We start from the raw sequence: 19,909 nt of genomic DNA, 5'->3' as shown, positions 1-19,909 counted from the left end.
GCGATCGGCCCGAGGAAGGTGAGAACGAGAACGCCCCCGTCCGCTCGAAAGCGGACGGGGGCGTCGGTGCCGTGCCGGACGGGTGTTGCTATCCGGTCACCAGCGAGAGGTCCCACGAGCTGAGCATCGCGCCGACCTCCTGGTAGTACGTCGTGCCACCGCTGGTGCAGTTGCCCGAACCGCCCGAGGTCACGCCCTGAGCCTGGTCGTCACTGATGAACGAGCCACCGGAGTCACCCGGCTCAGCGCAGACGTTGGTGCGGGTCAGGTCGTTGACGGTGCCCTCGGGGTAGCTCACCGACTGGCCGCGGGCCTCGATGGTGCCGCAGTGCCAACCGGTGGTCGAACCCGAGCGGCACACGGCGGAGCCGACCGGTGCCTGGGTGGAGCCGCCGACCGTCTGGGTGTCACCGGCGCTGTACATGTTGACCAGGTTGGTGACGGTCCAGTTGGAGCTCGCCGACACGAACGCCCCGTCGTTGCCGGGGAAGACCGACTCGGCGAAGGTGCCCGAGCCGGAACCGTCCTCGCTCTCGGCGGAGGTGCCGACGGTGCCACAGTGACCGGCGGTCACGAAGCCGTCGCCGCCGGAGCTGTCGGTGGCGGCGAACCCGATGGAGCAGCGGCCGCCGCCCATGTAGTAGGCGTCGCCACCGACGATGTCGGCGAACAGCTGCGGCTGCTCGGAGGTGCTGCGCACCTCCACGGCGGAGGCGTCCACACCCGCGGCCTCGATGAGGCTCTGGGCGTCGTCGCCTTCGGTGGCCTCGATCACGACCGTGTCGGAAGTGACGTCGGGGTACCAGCCGACGACACCCGGCTGGGTGCCGGCGGCGTCGAGCTCGTCCATGATCTCGGCCAGGCCCTCGGTGCCGTAAGAGACCAGTTCGGCCTCGGCACCGGCGGCCTCGACGTCGGACACCGTGGAAGTGTCCGTCACCAGGACGGTCAGCTCCAGGGTGTCGGTGTCGAACACCGAACCCGCGTAGGCGTCACCCGCGGCGTCCGCCGCGGCCTCGTCCAGACCGAACGCGGCCGCCTGGGCGTCGAGCAGTTCTTCGGCCTCGAACGGGGTGAGGCCGAAGTCGCGCTCAAGCGCTTCTTCCATGGTGGCGATCGAGTCGTCCTGTGTGACGGGCTCGGTCGGCACGGTCGTGGCTCCGGCAGCCGGGACCACGGAGATCGACAGCCCGAAGGCCAGCGCTCCCGTGCCGATGGCGGAGATAATGGGGGAGGGTCGCATTGATCCCTACTCTCCTAGGGGGAATGGGGCGGGGTCTCGAAGGCGCCTCGTCCGCTTGGGGGTGGACGGTGCGCTCCGAGTGTGAGGACCCCCGAAAGGAGGCGGGGTCCTCCGTTCACCGAGACACTCGGTAAACGATGCCCCACCATAAGTGCACATCTTGGACAACCGGAACCCCGGAAAGCTGATACTTCAGCGAGGGGACAACAGGATCATCCCATGATCGGATCAATTGGGGCGCTCGCGTTCGACGGCGGGCCCGCTGACCTTCGCTTTTCCGGAGAGGATGTACGTGGATCACAAACTCGCCAGTAGGTCAAGGGATACATCGTGGCCGGATGCGGACACCGGAACCGCGTACCAACAGCGACGAATCGGACACATAGCCGTAACCCACGTGGTCAGCCCGCCGTCCAGGGTGAAGATCATGTTCGCAAGCCGAACGCATGTGCGTATTTCGCGAAACCGGTCTTCAGGGTCGCCCCGTGGCCCGTGCCTCGGGACACGCCCGGCCCCGCTGCGACATCGAATCCGCGCGCACCCCGCCCGCGCCCGTTCCCCTTCCGCCCGCACGCACGGTGACGATGCCGAGGTAAGAGGTAACTAGCGGGTATCGGGCCCCGGGAACGGGGTTGAGCCGGGAGTCGTTGGGCCAAGATAAGGGCGAGAGCTCCGAACGGGAGGTTGCAATGGCGACGAAGGACACCGGCGGCCAGAAGCACGGCACCCGCCGCGACGAAGAGGTCGAGGAGACCGAAGGCGCCGCGGAGACCCAGGAACGCGACGAACAACTGGATGAGGACGTCGACGACATCCTCGACGAGATCGACGACGTTCTAGAGAGCAACGCCGAGGACTTCGTGCGGCAGTTCGTACAGAAGGGCGGTCAGTGACCGCCCTCGAACGGTTCGCTGACAGCGCACACGGGAGCCCACGGCCCCGGGGTGCACAGGGTTAGGGTCGACACGTCGGCCGGGGTGGGAAAGCCCGGCCGACGTGCGGACCGACACAAAAACGGACGACAGGCGCTCCACTCGCCTCCGAGACGAGGTGGGGCGCGAGTGGAGGGAGTCGCGTGTTCGAAGGGTTCGAAGGCGGACGGATGCCGGCGGCTTTCATGAGTGCGGGTACTTCGTCCTTCACCGAGTTCCTCCGGGCGGTCAACCCCGAGTTGCTGCCCGGAAGGCATCTGGACGCCGCGGGAGGGGTGGCCGAACACCTCACTCCGGACGCGACGACCATCGTCGCCATGACCTTCCCCGGGGGTGTCCTGCTGGCCGGTGACCGCAGGGCCACACAGGGCAACGTCATCGCCAACCGGGACATGGACAAGCTCTACCGCACCGACGAGTTCTCCGCGGTGGCCATCGCGGGTTCGGCCGGGATCGGTATCGAACTGGCCCGCCTGTATCAGGTGGAGCTGGAACACTACGAGAAGTTGGAGGGCCGCTCCCTCTCCCTGGAGGGTAAGGCCAACAAGCTCGCCCAGATGGTCCGGGGCAACCTGGGCATGGCCATGCAGGGGTTCGTCGTGATCCCCCTGTTGGTGGGCTTCGACGAGGTCACCGAGGAAGGTCGGGTCTTCAGCTACGACGCGGTCGGCGGGCGCTACGAGGAACAGCGCTACCACTCCATCGGATCCGGCTCGGTCTTCGCCAGGGGCTCCATCAAGAAGCTCTACCGCGACGACCTGGACCAGACCACCGCCATCAAGGTCGCTCTGGAGTCGCTCTACGACGCCGCGGACGATGACTCCGCCACCGGCGGACCCGACCTGCACCGAGGGATCTTCCCCTTGGTCGACGTCATCACCGAGGACGGACACCGCCGTATCGCCACCGAAGAGATCGCGGCTCTGGCCACGGAAGTGGTCCACGGGCGCGCCGCCCACCCCGACGGGCCCACGGCCCGGCTCGATTGAACGGCCCCATGACCCGGCTCGCATGACCGGGGCCAGGCGCCCCTCACCACCAGACCTCTCCCGACCAGGTAAGGAAACGATTCGCGGTGTCGATGCCCTTCTACGTCGCCCCCGAACAGCAGATGAAGGACAAGGCGGACTACGCGCGCAAAGGCATCGCGCGCGGCCGTAGTGCCGTCGTCCTGCAGTACGAGGGCGGCATCCTCTTGGTGGCGGACAACATGTCCCGCACCCTGCACAAGATCAGCGAACTCTATGACCGCATCGCCTTCGCCGCGGTCGGGCGTTACCCCGAATTCGAGAACCTGCGCCTGATGGGCGTCCGTTTCGCCGACGTACGCGGGTACCAGTTCGACCGTCGAGACGTCAGTGGCCGCCAGCTCGCCAACATCTACGCCCAGACCCTGGGCACCGTCTTCAGCGAGAGCCCCAAACCGTGGGAGGTCGAGATCGTCGTCGCGGAGGTCGGCGACACCGCGGCCGATGACGAGATCTACCGCATCACCTTCGACGGTTCCATCGTCGACGAGCAGGGATTCGTGGCGATGGGCGGATCCTCGGAGCACGTGTCCGAGCAGCTCAAGGACCGCTTCGACGGTTCCGCGCCGCTCAGTGCGGCGCTCAACGCCGCCACCCGCGCACTGGCCCACGAGAACGGGGAGGAGCGCGAACTGGAGGCCACCAACCTGGAGGTCGCCGTTCTCGACCGCTCCCGACAGCACCGCAAGTTCCGTCGTATCCACGGCGACCGCCTGAACTCCCTCATCGAGGAGGGCAAGCGTGGCGCCGCCACGGACGTCTCCGCCACCACGGACACCTCCGAGGACGCGGACACCGGTGGGGACGAGGCCGACCAGGACCGAGGCTAGGGACGACGGTGCGGCGCCACCGGGGCGTCGCACCGGCCGGGCGGGTGTGGACGACGCGGCCCCGTCGTCGGCACCCCGGTGACGGAAGTTGGTGAGGTCGCGTGGAACGACGGATCTTCGGGCTGGAGAACGAGTACGGGGTCACGTGCACCTTCCGGGGGCAGCGCCGTCTGTCGCCGGACGAGGTCGCCCGCTATCTCTTCCGACGGGTGGTCTCCTGGGGGCGCAGCAGCAACGTGTTCCTGCGCAACGGGGCCCGCCTGTACCTGGACGTGGGCAGCCACCCCGAGTACGCCACCCCCGAGTGCGACAGCCTCTTGGACCTGGTGGCCCATGACAAGGCCGGCGAACGCATCCTGGAGGGGCTGCAGATCGATGCCGAGCAGCGCCTGCACGAGGAGGGCATCGCCGGCGACATCTACCTCTTCAAGAACAACACCGACTCGGCGGGCAACTCCTATGGCTGTCACGAGAACTACCTCGTGGGCCGGCACGGGGAGTTCGGTCGCCTGGCCGACGTCCTCATCCCCTTCCTGGTGACCCGGCAGATCATCTGCGGCGCCGGCAAGGTGCTACAGACGCCCAGGGGCGCCCTGTACTGCGTGAGTCAGCGCGCCGAGCACATCTGGGAAGGTGTCTCCTCGGCCACCACACGCTCGCGTCCCATCATCAACACCCGCGATGAGCCCCACGCCGACGCCGAACGGTTCCGTCGGCTGCACGTCATCGTGGGCGACTCCAACATGAGCGAGACCACCACTCTGCTCAAGCTCGGCTCCACCGACCTGGTGCTGCGGATGATCGAGGCCGGTGTGGTCATGCGCGACTACACCCTGGAGAACCCCATCCGGGCGATCCGCGAGGTCAGCCACGACATGACCGGTCGGCGTAAGGTGCGTCTGGCCAACGGGCGCGAGGCCAGTGCCCTGGAGATCCAGCGCGAGTACCTGGAGAAGGTCCAGAGCTTCGTGGACCGACACGGCACCGACGCCGTGGGCAAGCAGGTCCTGGACCTGTGGCACCGCACTCTGGAGGCGGTGGAGACCCAGAACCTGGAGACGGTCTCGCGGGAGATCGACTGGGTCGCCAAGTACCTTCTGTTGGAGCGCTACCGGGACAAGCACGACCTGTCGCTGTCCTCCCCCCGCGTGGCCCAGCTGGATCTGACCTACCACGACATCCACCGCGATCGCGGCCTGTTCTACCTGATGCAGAACCGCGGCCAGATGGATCGAGTGGTGAACGACCTGAAGATCTTCGAGTCCAAGTCCGTGCCTCCCCAGACCACCCGGGCGCGGTTGCGGGGCGAGTTCATCCGGCGTGCCCAGGAGAAACGCCGTGACTTCACGGTGGACTGGGTGCACCTCAAACTCAACGACCAGGCACAGCGGACGGTGCTGTGCAAGGACCCGTTCAAGTCGGTGGACGAGCGAGTGGAGAAGCTGATCGCCGGAATGTGAACCGGCAGGGGGTTCCGCCCGGGCCCGGGGACCGATCCCGGGTCCGGGCGGGACCGCCGGACCGCTGGAACCGGGCCCCGTCGGGCGGCGCACAGTATCGCTGTGACCCGAGCCGCCCGACGGGGCTTGTGACTTCCGGTGCGTTCCCGGGGGTGGCCGGGCTTGTGCTTTTAGGTAGTGTGAGCCTGTCCTGAGCCGGAAATCAGAGGTTGTGACCCATGCACCGACGTGCCGCCGCCCTCGCGGTGCCACTGACCGCCATCGCGTTGGTGGTCTCAAGCTGCGGATCGATCCCAGAGGATTGGAAGACTCCCGCCTTCCTGCGTATGAACGCGGAGGAGCTGGACCCGCGGCTGCCTGACGTCACCGGCGAAGTCGGTGAGGAACCGCAGATCACCTTCCCCGACGACGAGCTTCCCGAAGAGGAGATCTCCGGGATCGTCAGTAAGGGTTCGGGGGAGGACGTCCTGGTGGGCGCGGAAGACCTGGTGGTCGCCAACGTCGTCCAGTACCAGTGGACCGCCCCGGGCGAGGGCGAGCCGATGGAGGGCCAGTCCAGCTACGAATCCGGTGCCCCCGACCTCATTCGTATGAACGAGATGCCCGAGTACATCACCGACGCCCTGGTGAGCCAGCCCCTCGGCAGCCGCGCGGTCTACGTGTTCCCGCCGCTGACCCAGGAGGAGATGGAGCAGGCCCAGGGTATGGGCCAGGAGGCTCCCGAGGGCGCCAGTGTGCTCGTCATCGACGTGATGGACCGCTACGCCCAAGGCGCCGTGGTGCCGGGCGAGCAGACCACCGACGGTGGTGACGGTCTGCCCACGGTGACCCAGGACGGCCACAGCCGTCCCGAGATCGACATCCCCGAGGGTGACGCCCCGGAGGACCTGGAGGTCGTCCCGCTCATCGAGGGTGAGGGCCCCGAGGTCGAGGAGGGCCAGCAGATCGTCGCCCAGTACACGGGTGTGCGCTGGGATCCCGAGGAGAACGGGGAACACACCGTCTTCGACTCCACCTGGGACCGCGGTGGTGCGCCGTTCGACACCGCCATCGGTGGTGGCGAGGTCATCGAGGGCTGGGACGAGGGCATCGTCGGTGCCAACGTCGGCGACCGACTGATGATGGTCGTCCCCGGTTCCATGGCCTATGGCGAGACCGAGGAAGAGGCGATGGGAGGCCCCGTGGGCTCCCTGGTCTTCGTGATCGACGTCCTGGGCGCCTACGACAACCCGCCACCGCCCGAGCCGGCCGAGGCCGAGGAGGGCGCCGAAGGTGAGGCGGCCGACCCCGAGGCCGAGGACGAAGCGGCTCCCGAGGAGGAGTAACCGCTCCGACGTACCCGCGGTTCGTTCGCGTTTCGACGCCCCCGTCGCACGACGGGGGCGTCGTCGTGCGCCAGGGCCCTGACACGCGGGATGGACACGCCTGCGGGGGAGTGGTGCGGTTGCTGCGTAGAGTCGTCACTCGGAGTGAGATCTGGCGAGGGGGAGCCATGCCGGAAGGACGGCGGTTCTGCTACGTATCCGGTCTGCGCCTGGGGGTGCCGGCCTTGGAGGAGCTCTGTGCCCAGGGGCGTCCACCGGATCTGGTGGTGTCCTACCCCGCCGAGCTGGCGCACCGCTGCGGCTACGTCGACTACGAGTCGGTGACACGCCGACTGGACCTGCCGCACCTGCGCGCCACCGACATCAACGGCGACGAGGTGCGCGACGCCCTGGCCTCGCACCGCATCGACCTGATGGTGGTGGCCGGGTGGTCGCAGCTGGTGCGGGGGGAGGTCCTGGCCTCGCTTCCGTTGGGCGGTGTGGGCATGCATCCCTCCCCGCTGCCGGTGGGGCGCGGAAGCGCCCCCATCCCCTGGACGATCCTGCGTGACATGCGGGCCAGCGCCGTGACCCTGTTCCACCTGGCCGGAGAGGTCGACGCCGGTGACATCGTGGACCGGATCCGTTTCGAGGTGGCCGCCGACGCCACCGCCACCGGCCTGTACGAGCGGGTGGGACGTTTGCAGGCCGAGCTGATCGTGCGCAACCTGGACGCCCTGTTGGAGGGACGTGCCTCTCGTCGCCCCCAGACCGGGCACGTGTCGGTGTGGCCCCGGCGCCGGCCCAGCGACGGGCACCTGGACCTGACGGCCGCCGGCCGTGACGTGGACCGGATGGTGCGGGCCCTGGCCGCCCCCTACCCCGGGGCGTTCGCGATGTTCGGCGGTGCCCGCATCACCTTCCGTTCGGGGGAGCTGTCCACCGAGGTGGTGGGCGGCGATCCCGGGCAGATCGTCTCCGCCGGGCCCGGGAGGCTGTGGGGTGTGACCTGTGGGGACGGTGTCGTGTTCGTGCCGGAGGCGGTGAGCGTGGACGAGGGGGTCGTGGCCGACCCGACCTCCTTGGCCATGTTCCGGCCCGGGCGGTACTTCGACGCACCGTCCGAGCACATGCTCGCGGCCACTCGACGCACCCCCGTGCCCGGCAACGGCGACGCCGAGCACCGGCGACCGGCCGCGTGGGTGCCCAGGGCCGTCGACCTGTGAGCGGTGGCGCCGCGCCCGGTCAGGGGACCAGGAGAGTGGCGGCGTATCGTCCGGCGGCGGCCGCGCTCAGGAAGGCGGCCCGGTCCTGTTCCAGGCCGCGGCCCATCGTCGAGACCTTCAGCGGCAACGACAGCAGTTCGCTCTCCAGACCGGTCGTGGAGACCTCCACCAGGGTGTGCCGATCGCCCAGGGGCCAGGCCTGGTCGCGTACCTTCTCACCGAACGCGCCGGGCAGGGCGGGCACGACCACGTCGGCGGGGGCCAGGGCGACCTTGCCGTAGGCGGTCAGGCTGTGGTGGGAGACCCCGCGGTGGCGGGGGCGGTGGTCGGCCTCACTGATCCGCAGGGCCGCCACTGGCCGACCTTCCAGGGTCGCGGCGGCGTTGACGGCCTCTCCACAGGCCACACCCGAAAAGCCCCACGGGGTGCCGGTGCCCAGGTTGCCCGGCCCCTGGCAGACCACCGCGACCTCCGCCCCCAGCGCGTGCCTGGCGGCCAACAGGCCCGAGTGCACGGTCACCGTCTCCAGGTCGCCGCCGAACGCCTGGCCGGTGGTCACACAGCCCGCGAGGAGGCCGTCCTCGCGCAGCGCCGCGAGGACCCGGGAGAACGCCGCGGGCAGCGCGCCGCCGTCCAGCATCACGTGGACGACCCGGGTGCGGGGACGTTCGGCGCGCACTCCCGCCAGCACGGCCGGCAGTGCCGAGTGCAGGTCGGCCACGACCACCGGCATCCCGTCGATCCCTTGAGCGGCGCGCAGCGTCTCGTGGTGGGGCGAGCCCTGTTCGTCGGCGCCCTGAACGGTGGCCTGGAGCGGGGTGTAGCGGGCCTTGATCAGGTGTCCGGGGTTCTCCCGGTCGGCGGGCGGCCGGTCGGGGACGGCCACCACCAGCGCGTATCCGCCGGTTCCCAGCCCCAGGTCCAGGGCGCCGGTGTTGAGCAGGACCTCGTCGCCCACGCGCGGATCGCCGACCAGGTCGGGGTAGGCCAGGGCCCGGCAGGTGGGCGGGGTGTCGGGGGCGGCTCCGGCCAGAACCACCGCGCACACGCGGACCCCGGTCCAGGAGGGCAGGAGTTCACGGACTCGGCCACGACGCCACCGGATCATGGTCGGCACGGTACCGTCGGTGCTGAACCGAAAGTGGGAGGACGCGCCCTCGCGGCCCCGCCCGGTGCATCATCCCAGGGTGAAGGAGTGGCGACGATGTCGCGCAGGAAGACCGAACGGCAGCTCAACCTGGTCATCTGCCTGTTGTCCACCCGGCGCCACCTGACCGCCCAGGAGATCAGGGCGACGGTGCAGGGGTACGCGGAGGCCGACACGGAGTCGGCGTTCAAGCGCATGTTCGAGCGCGACAAGCGAGAACTGCGCGACAGCGGCATCCCGATCCAGGTGGGTACCGGTGACGCCTTCAGCGGCGAGGAGGGTTACCGGATCTCCCGTTCGGACTACGAACTGTCCGAGATCGAGCTGCTGCCCGACGAGGCGCTCGTGCTGGGTCTGGCGGCCCGGGCCTGGCGACACGCCTCTTTGGGCGAGGCCGCCGCCAACGCCCTGTTCAAGCTTCGCTCGGCCGGGGTGCCGGTGGACGCCGAGGCGGCACCCGGGCTGACCCCGACCATGCGCACCGACGAACCCGCCTTCGGTCCCGTCTGGCAAGCGATCCGCGACCGTCGACCGGTGTCCTTCTCCTACCGCAGGCCCGGCCAGACCGAGGCCGTGCGCCGTGAGGTCGAACCGTGGGGCGTGGTCAACCGGGACGGCCACTGGTACCTGGTCGGCCACGACCGACTGCGCGAGGCCCGCCGGGTCTTTCGTCTCGGGCGTATCCAGGGGCAGGTGACGGTGGTGCGCACCGGCCCGGACGTCCAGGTGCCCGAGGGCGTGGATCTGCGCTCGGTGGTCTCCCTGCACCGGGCCGACCCCGACCACACCGCCACCGTGCGGGTACTCGTGGACTCCGCGCACGCCCTGCGCCGCAGCGCCCTGCGCGTGGTCCCCGGGGAACGGGAGGGTGTGGGGCCGGTGTGGGACACCCTCACCCTGCCCTACACCGACACCAATGCCCTGGTGGGACGAGTGGCCGCCCAGGGCGCCCGCGCCGAGATCGTGGAGCCCGAGCAGGCGCGTTCGGCGCTGGCCGCCCACATGCGCGGCGTGGTCTCCCGGGCCGAGGCCGAGGCCGCACCGGTGGGAGAGGCCGAGGAACAGGACGCCCCGGTGCGCGGACCGCGCTCGGCGGACCAGTTGCGTCGGCTGCTGATGCTGGTGCCCTACGCGCTCGGCCGTGACGTGCGGGTCTCGGAGGTGGCCGGCCACTTCGGCCTCAGCGAGAAGCAGGTGGTCCAGGACCTGAGCCTGCTGTGGATGTGCGGTCTGCCCGGCTACACCCCCGGCGACCTCATCGAGGTGGACCTGGACGCGGCCAAGGAGACCGGGGAGATCATCATCGGCAACGCCGACACCCTGGCCCAGCCGCTGCGCCTGACCGCCGACGAGGCGGCCAGCCTCGTCGTGGGCCTGTCGTTGCTGGAAGCGCTGCCCGAGGCCCAGGGCGTGGAGGACGGCGCGCTCAAGCGCGTGGGGGAGAAGCTGCGCGGGGCGGCCGGTAGCGCCATGGGCTCCCTGGCCGACTCCGTCCAGGTGCGGGTGGAGATGGACGAGCAGGTGGCGCAGACCCACCGGCGCTGCTCCCAGGCCTTGGAGGCCGGTCAACGCCTGCACCTGCGCTACCTGTCCGGGTACCTGGACCAGGTCACCGAACGCGACGTGGACCCGATGGGTCTGGTCGTCCAGGATGGCAAGCCGTTCCTGGAGGGCTACTGCCACCTGCGCGAGGACGTGCGCCTGTTCCGGCTGGACCGGGTGCTGGAACTGACCGTGCTGCCCTACGCCGCACAGGTGCCCGAGGGGGTGGGCCGTCGCGATCTGTCCGAGGGGGTGCTCCAACGTTCCGAGCGCGACGCCCTGGTCGTGTTGGACCTGGAGCCGTCGGCGCGTTGGATCACCGAGGACTACGCGTGCGAGTCGGTCACCGAACTGGCCGAGGGCGGGGTGCGCGCCACGCTGCGCACCCCGGCACCGGCATGGGTGGCCCGACTCGTGTTGTCCCTGGGGTCCCGGGGGCGTGTCGTGGCTCCGGCCGAACTGGCCCACGAGGTGCGCGCCGAGGCCGAACGGGCCCTGGGTCTTTACGACACGGGGCAAACCTCCCCCGACCTGGTCGAGACCGATTCGTCCTCGGAGTGACGCCCACCTGTTCATCGGGGGTCGAGGTGTAGGTCTTCCGGAAAAGGATATGCTGAGTTCGTGATCGCCCTCGCTGTCCTTTTCGGCCTGGTTCTGGTCGGTGTACTCGTGGTCGGATTCCTCTTGGTGAAGGTCCGGCGCGAGGCCGTCGTGCTGTCCGAAAAGGTGACACGGGCGGCGGGCGGGTACCAGGCGAGCAGCGCTGACCTGCGTGAGCGTGTCCGGCATGAGGGGTCACGGCGATGATGACCGACGACACGGACGCGCGTACCATCGAAGGCGCTTGGTCGCGCCCCACAGAGAGGTAGAACCATGGGACCGTTCAACGGACCTACCATCGCCATCCTGGTGATCCTGGCCATCGTGCTGTTCGGAGCCAAGAAGCTTCCGGACCTGGCACGATCCCTGGGGCGTAGTGCTCGCATCCTCAAGGCCGAGAGCAAGGGCCTGGTCGATGAGGAGAACAACGAGGGCCAGCAGGAGGAGAACAACGGTCAGCGTGACCAACAGGCCCAACAGGGCCAGGCTCCCCGGCCCGAGGCCGCGCCGCAGCAGAGCCAGCAGAGCCAGCAGCAGGGTTACCCGCAGCTTCCCCCCGGCCAGCGCATCGTCAACGAGTCCGGTGAACGCAGCAACCAGACCTACAACCAGTAGCGGTCCGGTTTCCTACCTGTTCGGGGTCGCGCGCGGCCACGGTCCGAACCGGTCGGCGCGGTGCCCCAGAGGCACCGCGCCCGGCGTCTGTGTCAGGGGAGTCCGCGGTGCGCGGACCCGGATGAGAAGAGAGTGACCCCACGATGAGGTCCCGAAGCGGAGCGGCCAACCCGGAAGCCCGGATGCCGCTCATGGACCACCTGCGCGAGCTGCGCAACCGGTTGGCCAAGGTACTGCTCATCCTTTGTCTGGGCGCCGTACTCGGTTTCGTTTTCTACGACCGGATCTGGGACTTCCTCACCGATCCCTACTGTTCCCTGCCCGCCTCACAGGTGGTCGAGGGCGGCGGCTGTTCCCTCATCGTCACCGGCCCCTTCGACGCCTTCTTCGTGGCCTTCAAGATCTGGCTGTTCGTCGGCGCGCTGGCCACCGCCCCGTTGTGGCTCTACCAGCTGTGGGCGTTCGTGGCCCCGGCCCTGCACGGCGCCGAGAAGAAGTACGCCTACATCTTCGCCCCGCTGGCCGGTCTGCTGTTCGTCGCCGGCGCCGCCCTGGCCTACACGATCACCGCGCTGGCCCTACAGATGCTCTTCGCGTTCCTGCCCCAGGACGCCGATCCCTACCTGACCATCGGCGAGTACCTCAACTACATGCTCATCATGATGGGCATGTTCGGCATCGGCTTCGTCATGCCGCTGCTGGTGGTGCTGCTCAACATCGCGGGGATCCTCTCCCACGAGGCCATCGCCAAGTGGCGGCGCGTCATCATCTTCGGCGCGTTCCTGATCGCCGCCGTCGTCACCCCGGCCGAGCCCATCTCCATGCTGGCGCTGGCCGTCCCGCTGGTGGTGCTGTTCGAGATCGCCGAGCTGTTCTGCTTCCTCAACGACCGTCGCCGCAAGCGCCGGGACCCCGCCGCCGACCTGGACGACGACGAGATCTCCGAAATCGACGACCGGCCCTCCGACCTGGACGAACTAGAGGACTTCGAGTCGGGCCGGGGTTCGGGCAAGGGCGACTGAACGGTCGTCGAGAAGCGGGTGTGAGACCGCCCTCCCACGCGCTAGGGTTCGGGGCGGGGGCGACTTTGTGGCCGCCCCTGCACACCGAGTCGGACGCGGGAAGCCGGGAAGGCACTGATGAGCGAACAGACCGAGGCCAAGCGGGAACTCCCACCCGAGGCCATGGGGAACGAGAAGTGGCACGACACCACCGACGCGGTGTGGTTGCGCTCCTCCCTGTCCGATCCGGAGTCCGAGGCGATCGTGGAGGTCGCCGAGTTCGACGACGGGTTCCGCGCCGTCCGTGACGGGAAGTCGCCGGAGAAGGGCACCCTGTTCTTCACCCCCGCCGAGTGGGAGGCCTTCGTGCTGGGGGCGCGCGATGGCGAGTTCGACATCCCCGAGGAGTACCTCTCCGAGGAGGAGATCGAGATCCAACGCGGACACGGCGAGGTCGAGGCCGCCTGGGTGCCCTCCCCGCTGCTCACCCCCGGAGCACTGGAGGAGTACCATCGCCGCCAGCGTGAGGAAGCCGCCGAGGGGTCCACGACCGAGGACGCCTGAACCGGCCCGCCATCCCCTGGCGCGAGGGTGTGCGGGAACCTCACCGGCCCCGCACGCCCCCGAACCCCGACTCTGGGTAGCTAAGGACCGGCAATGCCCCCTCACATCGCACTTCTGGTCAATCCGGCCTCCGGTCGACGCCGCGCCGCCATCCTCGCGGTCCGGCTCAAGGAGGCCCTGCGCGCCGCCGGCGCCCGCGTCCACGTCTACACGGGTCGCTCGGCCGCCGACAGCAGGCGTCTGGCCCGACTGGCCGTCTCCGACCACCCCGACGCCCTGGTGGCCGTGGGCGGTGACGGCCTGGTCCACCAGGCCCTGCAAGGGGTGGTGGGCAGCGGAGTACCACTGGCGGTGGTCCCGGCGGGCACCGGCAACGACATCGCGCGCGCCTTCGGTACCGGCCGCGCCACCGCACGCGGCATGGCCCAGGCCATCCTGGCCGGGCGCACCCGCCCCAGCGACGTGGTCCGACTGACCCTGCCCGACGGCACGCGGCGCTACTACATGAGCGTCCTGGCCTGCGGGTTCGACGCCCGGGTCAACGAACGGGTGAACAACTTCCGGTTCGGGGTGGGCCGCGCCGGCTACCTGATCGGCGTCATCGCCGAACTGCGCACCTTCCGGCCCATCGACTTCGAGATCGACATCGACGGCCGCACCATCGCCGAACCCGGGATGCTCGTCGCGGTCGGCAACACCGACTCCTACGGCGGTGGTCTGAAGGTGTGCGCCGGGGCCGAGTCCGATGACGGACTGCTCGACGTGGTCTTCATGCGCGAAGCGTCGATGGGTCGCTTCGTTCGGCAGTTCCCCCGGGTGTTCAACGGCAGCCACATGGGGTTGGACGAGGTGCGCCACGAACGCGGCGCGAGCGTCACCATCCGTGGTGACGCCGGGGTGGGCTTCGCCGACGGTGAACGCATGGGGCCGCCGACACTGAAGTGCGAAGTGGTGCCCAAAGCGGTCGAGATGTTGGATCCGACCTCATAGGCTGAGAGGCCTATGAGTAGTCACGCTGAGCGGTACGCCGCCTTCCGTCGGCGGCAGGGCGCGTCGAGCGCCACCATCGAGGCCTTCCAGGCTCTCTACGGCTTCGAGTTCGACCCCTTCCAGATCAACGCTTGCAAGGCGTTGGAGAACGGCCATGGGGTGCTGGTCGCCGCTCCCACCGGTTCGGGCAAGACCGTGGTCGGGGAGTTCGCCGTGCACCGTGCCCTGGCCGAGGGCACCAAGTGCTTCTACACCACCCCCATCAAGGCACTGTCCAACCAGAAGTACAACGACCTGGTCAAGCGCTACGGCGCCGAACAGGTGGGGTTGCTGACCGGGGACAACAGCGTCAACGGCGAGGCGCCGGTGGTCGTGATGACCACCGAGGTGCTGCGCAACATGCTGTACGAGTCCTCGTCCACCCTGGGCGGGTTGGCCTACGTGGTCATGGACGAGGTGCACTACCTCGCCGACCGCTTCCGCGGCGCGGTCTGGGAGGAGGTGATCATCCACCTGCCCGAGTCGGTGCGCATGGTCGCCCTGTCCGCCACGGTCAGCAACGCCGAGGAGTTCGGCGAGTGGCTCCAGCAGGTACGCGGTGACACCACCGTCATCGTCGACGAGAAGCGTCCCGTGCCGCTGTGGCAGCACGTGATGGTCGGCAAGCGCTTGCACGACCTCTTCGTCGACACCGAGGTCGAGTCCACCGAGTCCGGTGAGGACGATCAGGGCGGGGGCGGACGTTCCAAGCGCAAGCGCGAACGACGCCGCTCCCAGCACCAGCGGCCCCGCGAGATCAAGGTGGGCGGGCAGACGCTGCACATCAACCCGTTCCTGACCCGGGCCGCCGAGGACGACGCGCGCACCACCCAGCTGGCCGACCGGCGCCGTCACCCGCAGTCGCGGGCCCGCGGCAACACGATTCGCCCGCGCACCAGGTTCGCTCCGCCCAGCCGGCCCATGATCATCGAGGAGCTGGACGCCGAGGGGCTGCTGCCGGCCATCGACTTCGTCTTCAGCCGAGCCGGGTGCGACGACGCCGTCCGCCAGTGCGTGGCCTCGGGGTTGGTCCTGACCACGCCCGAGGAGGCCGACCACATCCGTGAGTACGCCGAGTCGCGCTGCGCCGACATCCCGCGCGCCGACCTGACCGTGCTCGGCTTCGACGGCTGGCTGCGCGCCCTGGAATCGGGCGTGGCCGCCCACCACGCGGGCATGCTGCCCGCCTTCAAGGAGGTCGTCGAGCATCTGTTCTCCCAAGGCCTGATCCGCGCGGTGTTCGCCACCGAGACCCTGGCCCTGGGGATCAACATGCCCGCGCGCAGCGTGGTCATCGAAAAACTCGACAAGTGGAACGGTGAGACCCACGCGATGCTCACCCCCGGTGAGTACACGCAGCTCACCGGGCGGGCCGGACGTCGTGGCATCGACGTGGAGGGGCACGCCGTCGTCGTCTGGCAGGCCGGCACCGACCCTGAGACCGTCGCCGGGCTGGCGGGCACGCGCACCTACCCGCTCAACTCCAGCTTCCAACCGTCCTACAACATGGCGGTCAACCTGGTCGGTCAGGTGGGCCGCCAACGCAGCCGCAACATGCTGGAGGCCTCCTTCGCCCAGTTCCAGGCCGACCGTGCCGTCGTGGGTCTGGTCAAGAAGCTGCGCAAGCACGAGGAGGCCCTGGAGGGGTACGCCAAGGCCGCCGAGTGCCACCTGGGCGACTTCATGGAGTACGCCTCCCTGCGTCGGGCGCTGAGCGATCGCGAGTCCATGCTGGCCAAGAACAGGTCCTCGCGCCGCCACGACGAGGCCCTGGAGAGCCTGGAACTGCTCCGGCCCGGTGACATCATCCGCATCCCCTCGGGGCGCTACTCCGGACACGCCGTGGTGTTGGACCCCGGGCTGCGGCACGATCTGCCGGCACCCCTGGTGTTGACCGTGGACAAACAGGTCAAGCGGATCAACTCCAGTGACTTCCCGATCCCGGTCAAGGCCTCCGGGCGCATGCGCATCCCCAAGTCGTTCTCGGCGCGGTCCCCGCGTTCGCGCCAGGACCTGGCGGCCACGCTGCGCAGCAAGCTCCGGGATCAGGGCACCGCGCCCACCTACGAGCGTGGCGGAAACAAGGGTGATCGGGAGGACGCCGAGGTCAAGCGGATCCGTGCGCAGCTGCGCGAGCACCCCTGCCACGGATGCGCGGAGCGTGAGGACCACGCCCGGTGGGCCGAACGGTACATGCGCACCCAGAAGGACACCGACGTGCTGCGTCGACGCGTGGAGGGGCGTTCGCACGTCATCTCCCGCACCTTCGACCGGGTGTGCGGGGTGTTGGAGGATCTGGAGTACCTGTCCGGTGACGAGATCTCCGACGAAGGCGGCCGGTTGGCCAAGATCTACTCCGACCTGGACCTGCTGGTGGCCGAGTGCCTGCGCCGCGGGGTGTGGGATGAGCTGAACCCGGTGGACCTGGCGGCCTGCGCCGCCGCCCTGGTCTACGAGGCGCGCCGCGGTGACGACCCCTTCCCGCGCCTGCCCGAGGGGCCGGTGGAGGAGGCCCTGGAGGAGATGCAGCGGCTGTGGGGCGAGCTCAACGAGGTGGAGTCCCGGCACCGGGTGTCGTTCCTGCGCCGACCCGACCTGGGTTTCGTGTGGACCGCCCACCGGTGGGCCCGTGGCGACCGGCTCGACGCGATCCTGCGCGGGTCCGACATGACGGCGGGCGACTTCGTGCGGACCGCCAAGATGCTGGTGGACATGCTCGGGCAGATCTCCGCCGCTTCGGCCGATCCCACGCTGCGCTCCAACGCCCGCAAGGCCACCGACCTGGTACGGCGTGGAGTGGTGGCCTACTCCTCGCTCAACTGAGCGTCGGGATTTCGCGGCTCGCGATGACCTTCGTGACCGGGCTCCCGAGGGGGCCTGGTCACGGCTCGTCCACAGTCGCCCACCTGGTGCGGGGATCGGGGGAGCCGGAACATCGGTCCGGGACGCGGCGTTGGTGAACGTAGTGGTGCCCCGGTGGACGAAGCGGTACACGGGGGCGTCATCATGGGAGACGCACGGGACCCCGAGAGGGGCCTGTAGTTCTCGCAAGACACCCTGAAACGAGGCTTGAGCTGTGCTGCGCACCCTCATGAACGGCAAGATCCACCGAGCCACGGTCACCCAGGCCGACCTGCACTACGTGGGTTCGATCACCATCGACGCCGACCTGATGGACGCCGCCGACATCGTCGACGGCGAGCAGGTGCACATCGTCGACATCGACAACGGCAACCGTCTGGTCACCTACGCCCTGGTGGGTGAGCGCGGCAGCGGCGTCATCGGGATCAACGGCGCGGCCGCGCGCCTGGTGAGCCCGGGCGATCTCGTCATCATCATCGGCTACGCCCAGGTCGACGAGAGGGAGCGCGCCGACCACGTCCAGCACATCGTGCACGTGGACGGCGACAACGGGATCGTCGCGCTGGGCAACGACCCGGCCGAGCCCGTTCCCGGCAGTGACCAGGTCGCCGGCCGCTGATCATCGAACGCCCGTGCTCGACACGGGCGTTCTTTTTGTGCACAAACCCCGTGTCATGGCCGATTCCGGCCGGATCGGTGTGTCCCGGTCTCGGGTAGGCCCTGGGGCGGCATGGATGAGCGGGACGAGGATCGGCGCCGGGTCGCCGAACACATCGAGTGGCAGAAGCAGGGTGCGTGGGTCGTCGTGTGGGGCGTCTACACCCGCCGCTTCTGGGCCTTCGCGTGTTGGCCGGTCATCCCCGAGGGCGGTGTGGTGATCGACACCGAGGAGCCCGACCACCTGTACGCGGAGATGCGCTTCGTCGAACGCGAGCACGACTTCCTGCGCTGGCGCTACGGCCGCACCCACTCGGTTCGATAAGGGTTACGATTCGCCCATTGTCGGGACGAATCGGGGAGTTGGCCGCGTGTCCACGGAAACCACTCAGGGGCCGGTCGAACGGGCCCGGGTCCAGCGGCGTACGGTTCTGGTCCTCATGGCGGCTCAGGTCGTCGGTGGGATCGGCATGGGCGCCATGCTCGCGGTGGGCGCGCTCATCGCGTTGGACCTGAGCGGGTCGGACACCTGGTCGGGGATGGCGACCACCATGATCACCCTGGGCGCCGCCGTGTTCGCGCTGCCGTTGGCGGCCACCGCGGCCCGGCGGGGTCGTCGTCCCGGGTTGGCCCTGGGCTGGTCGTTGGGGGCCCTGGGCGGGGTGGTGGTCATCGGTGCCACGGCGTGGGAGCTGTTCCCCCTGTTCCTGGCGGGCATGGTGCTGGTCGGTGCGGGGACGGCCACCAACCTCCAGGCCCGGCACGCCGCCGCGGACCTGGCTACCGAACGTACGCGCGGTCGCGACCTGTCGATCGTGGTGTGGGCGACCACCGTGGGCGCGGTGGTGGGGCCCAACCTCATCGGTCCGACCGGAGGCCTGGCCGGGGTGCTGGGACTGACCGAACTCCTGGGGCCGGTCCTGCTCACCACGGCCGGGTTCCTGGGCGGTGCCGCGCTCATCGCGGTGCTGTTGCGCCCCGACCCGCTGCGCATGGCCACCGCGGACCGTACCGCGAACGGGGTGAAGGCCCCGGCCGTCACCATGGCCGACGGGTTGCGGGCCATCGGCCGCAGTCCCTCCGCGCTGTTGGCGGTGGTGGGGATCGTGGCCGGCCACACCGTGATGGTCGCCGTCATGACGATGACCCCGGTGCACATGACCCACCACGGGGCGGCGCTCACCGTCGTCGGTCTCACGATCTCCCTGCACATCGCCGGTATGTACGCGCTCTCCCCGGTGGTGGGCTGGCTCTCCGACCGGTTCGGTCGGGTCCCGGTGGTGCTGGCCGGTCAGGTGGTGCTGTTGGTGGCCGCCGCGGTCTCGGGTACGGCGGGGCACGACGAGACCCGGGTGACCATCGGCCTGGTCCTGCTGGGGCTGGGGTGGTCGGGTTCGCTGGTGGCGGGCAGCGCGTTGTTGGCCGAGTCGCTCTCGGCGGAGGTGCGCCCTCGGGCGCAGGGCTTCAGCGACCTGGTGATGAACCTGGGTGGGGCGGGCGCCGGAGCGTTGTCCGGGGTGGTGCTGTCGGTCGCCGGTTTCGGCGGGCTCAACCTGTTCGCCGCCCTGTTCACACTGCCCGTGTTCGTCCTCGCGATTCGTGCGCGGGCAGCCGACCGCGGGTGAGACATCCGGACCTTTACCGGAAACACCCGGCGAACTTCCCTGTTCCGAGCCCATACCCGGTTAATCTGCGTTTCGGGGCGCCCACCGTCGATGGGTGGGCCGACCTTCGCTGGACGAAGGGGTGTTCTCAGTGAGTGAGCGGGAGCCCGAGGGCGGGTCCGGGGAGTGGCCGGAGCGGGATCCGGTGAACCACCGCCCGCCGGAGGAGTGGCGGCCGGGGGACCCGGGGGATCCGAGCGGGGGC

At 69.4% G+C, this 19,909-nt stretch carries 18 protein-coding genes; 16 read left to right on the top strand and 2 right to left on the bottom strand.

The genetic code is table 11. The features are described 5' to 3' along the window. Positions 1–88: 88 nt before the first annotated feature. Positions 89–1,243 (bottom strand): S1 family peptidase, encoded by a 1,155-nt coding sequence (locus BQ8420_RS05645; RefSeq protein WP_087096749.1) that lies wholly within the window; start codon positions 1,241–1,243, stop codon positions 89–91. A gap of 689 nt (positions 1,244–1,932) precedes the next feature. On the opposite strand from BQ8420_RS05645, the gene BQ8420_RS05640 reads away from it, so the two are divergent. The 6 genes from BQ8420_RS05640 to BQ8420_RS05615 all read left to right on the top strand — a co-directional run bounded on the left by BQ8420_RS05640 (position 1,933) and on the right by BQ8420_RS05615 (position 8,023). Beyond that, entirely contained in the window at positions 1,933–2,136 is a 204-nt protein-coding gene (locus tag BQ8420_RS05640) for a ubiquitin-like protein Pup (protein WP_087096748.1), read from the top strand. Between the two features lie 182 nt (positions 2,137–2,318). Beyond that, positions 2,319–3,164 carry a proteasome subunit beta gene (prcB, locus tag BQ8420_RS05635; RefSeq protein WP_087096747.1) on the top strand — a complete coding sequence of 282 codons (846 nt, stop codon included), beginning with the start codon at positions 2,319–2,321 and terminating at the stop codon, positions 3,162–3,164. An 86-nt stretch (positions 3,165–3,250) separates the two neighbouring features. Continuing rightward, positions 3,251–4,033: a proteasome subunit alpha gene (gene prcA, locus BQ8420_RS05630; protein WP_087096746.1), complete on the top strand. Its 783-nt coding sequence runs from the start codon at positions 3,251–3,253 to the stop codon at positions 4,031–4,033. A gap of 101 nt (positions 4,034–4,134) precedes the next feature. Further along, positions 4,135–5,493: a Pup--protein ligase gene (gene pafA, locus BQ8420_RS05625; RefSeq protein ID WP_087096745.1), complete on the top strand. Its 1,359-nt coding sequence runs from the start codon at positions 4,135–4,137 to the stop codon at positions 5,491–5,493. A 218-nt stretch (positions 5,494–5,711) separates the two neighbouring features. Continuing rightward, positions 5,712–6,818 carry an FKBP-type peptidyl-prolyl cis-trans isomerase gene (locus BQ8420_RS05620; RefSeq protein WP_087096744.1) on the top strand — a complete coding sequence of 369 codons (1,107 nt, stop codon included), beginning with the start codon at positions 5,712–5,714 and terminating at the stop codon, positions 6,816–6,818. A 167-nt stretch (positions 6,819–6,985) separates the two neighbouring features. After that, the gene (locus BQ8420_RS05615) at positions 6,986–8,023 is read left to right on the top strand and encodes a methionyl-tRNA formyltransferase (protein WP_087096743.1); all 1,038 of its coding nucleotides are present in this window, start codon (positions 6,986–6,988) and stop codon (positions 8,021–8,023) included. A gap of 19 nt (positions 8,024–8,042) precedes the next feature. Here the strand turns inward: BQ8420_RS05615 and BQ8420_RS05610 are convergent, their stop codons facing one another. After that, positions 8,043–9,131 carry a DUF3866 family protein gene (locus BQ8420_RS05610; protein WP_087096742.1) on the bottom strand — a complete coding sequence of 363 codons (1,089 nt, stop codon included), beginning with the start codon at positions 9,129–9,131 and terminating at the stop codon, positions 8,043–8,045. A 96-nt stretch (positions 9,132–9,227) separates the two neighbouring features. Here BQ8420_RS05610 and BQ8420_RS05605 point away from each other — a divergent pair, with 96 nt between their 5' ends. The 10 genes from BQ8420_RS05605 (at position 9,228) to BQ8420_RS05560 (ending at position 19,665) form a co-directional block, all read left to right on the top strand. Further along, on the top strand, positions 9,228–11,273 hold the full coding sequence (locus BQ8420_RS05605; RefSeq protein ID WP_087096741.1) for a YafY family protein: 2,046 nt from the start codon (positions 9,228–9,230) through the stop codon (positions 11,271–11,273). A gap of 60 nt (positions 11,274–11,333) precedes the next feature. After that, positions 11,334–11,519: a hypothetical protein gene (locus tag BQ8420_RS05600; RefSeq protein ID WP_087096740.1), complete on the top strand. Its 186-nt coding sequence runs from the start codon at positions 11,334–11,336 to the stop codon at positions 11,517–11,519. Positions 11,520–11,585: 66 nt separating this feature from the next. Next, positions 11,586–11,927, top strand: a complete 342-nt coding sequence (gene tatA / locus BQ8420_RS05595) for a Sec-independent protein translocase subunit TatA (RefSeq protein WP_087096739.1) — start codon at positions 11,586–11,588, stop codon at positions 11,925–11,927. Positions 11,928–12,109: 182 nt separating this feature from the next. Continuing rightward, a complete protein-coding gene (gene tatC / locus BQ8420_RS05590) occupies positions 12,110–12,949 on the top strand; it encodes a twin-arginine translocase subunit TatC (RefSeq protein WP_087096738.1) in 840 nt (279 codons plus the stop codon). A 117-nt stretch (positions 12,950–13,066) separates the two neighbouring features. Beyond that, the gene (locus BQ8420_RS05585; protein WP_087096737.1) at positions 13,067–13,492 is read left to right on the top strand and encodes a DUF397 domain-containing protein; all 426 of its coding nucleotides are present in this window, start codon (positions 13,067–13,069) and stop codon (positions 13,490–13,492) included. 93 nt (positions 13,493–13,585) lie between these two features. Further along, positions 13,586–14,482 carry a diacylglycerol kinase family protein gene (locus tag BQ8420_RS05580; protein ID WP_087096736.1) on the top strand — a complete coding sequence of 299 codons (897 nt, stop codon included), beginning with the start codon at positions 13,586–13,588 and terminating at the stop codon, positions 14,480–14,482. Positions 14,483–14,494: 12 nt separating this feature from the next. Beyond that, positions 14,495–17,344, top strand: a complete 2,850-nt coding sequence (locus tag BQ8420_RS05575) for an RNA helicase (protein ID WP_087096735.1) — start codon at positions 14,495–14,497, stop codon at positions 17,342–17,344. Positions 17,345–17,597: 253 nt separating this feature from the next. Beyond that, positions 17,598–18,002, top strand: a complete 405-nt coding sequence (panD, locus tag BQ8420_RS05570; protein ID WP_087096734.1) for an aspartate 1-decarboxylase — start codon at positions 17,598–17,600, stop codon at positions 18,000–18,002. 111 nt (positions 18,003–18,113) lie between these two features. Beyond that, positions 18,114–18,365 (top strand): hypothetical protein, encoded by a 252-nt coding sequence (locus BQ8420_RS05565; protein ID WP_087096733.1) that lies wholly within the window; start codon positions 18,114–18,116, stop codon positions 18,363–18,365. A gap of 46 nt (positions 18,366–18,411) precedes the next feature. Further along, positions 18,412–19,665, top strand: coding sequence for an MFS transporter (locus tag BQ8420_RS05560; protein ID WP_235005948.1), 1,254 nt, complete (start codon positions 18,412–18,414; stop codon positions 19,663–19,665). Positions 19,666–19,909: the final 244 nt, after the last annotated feature.

It is taken from the genome of Nocardiopsis sp. JB363 (assembly GCF_900143625.1).
Taxonomy (GTDB): Bacteria; Actinomycetota; Actinomycetes; order Streptosporangiales; family Streptosporangiaceae; genus Nocardiopsis.
Note: the sequence above shows the minus strand (reverse complement) of the source record. Positions and strands in the feature narration are given on the sequence as shown.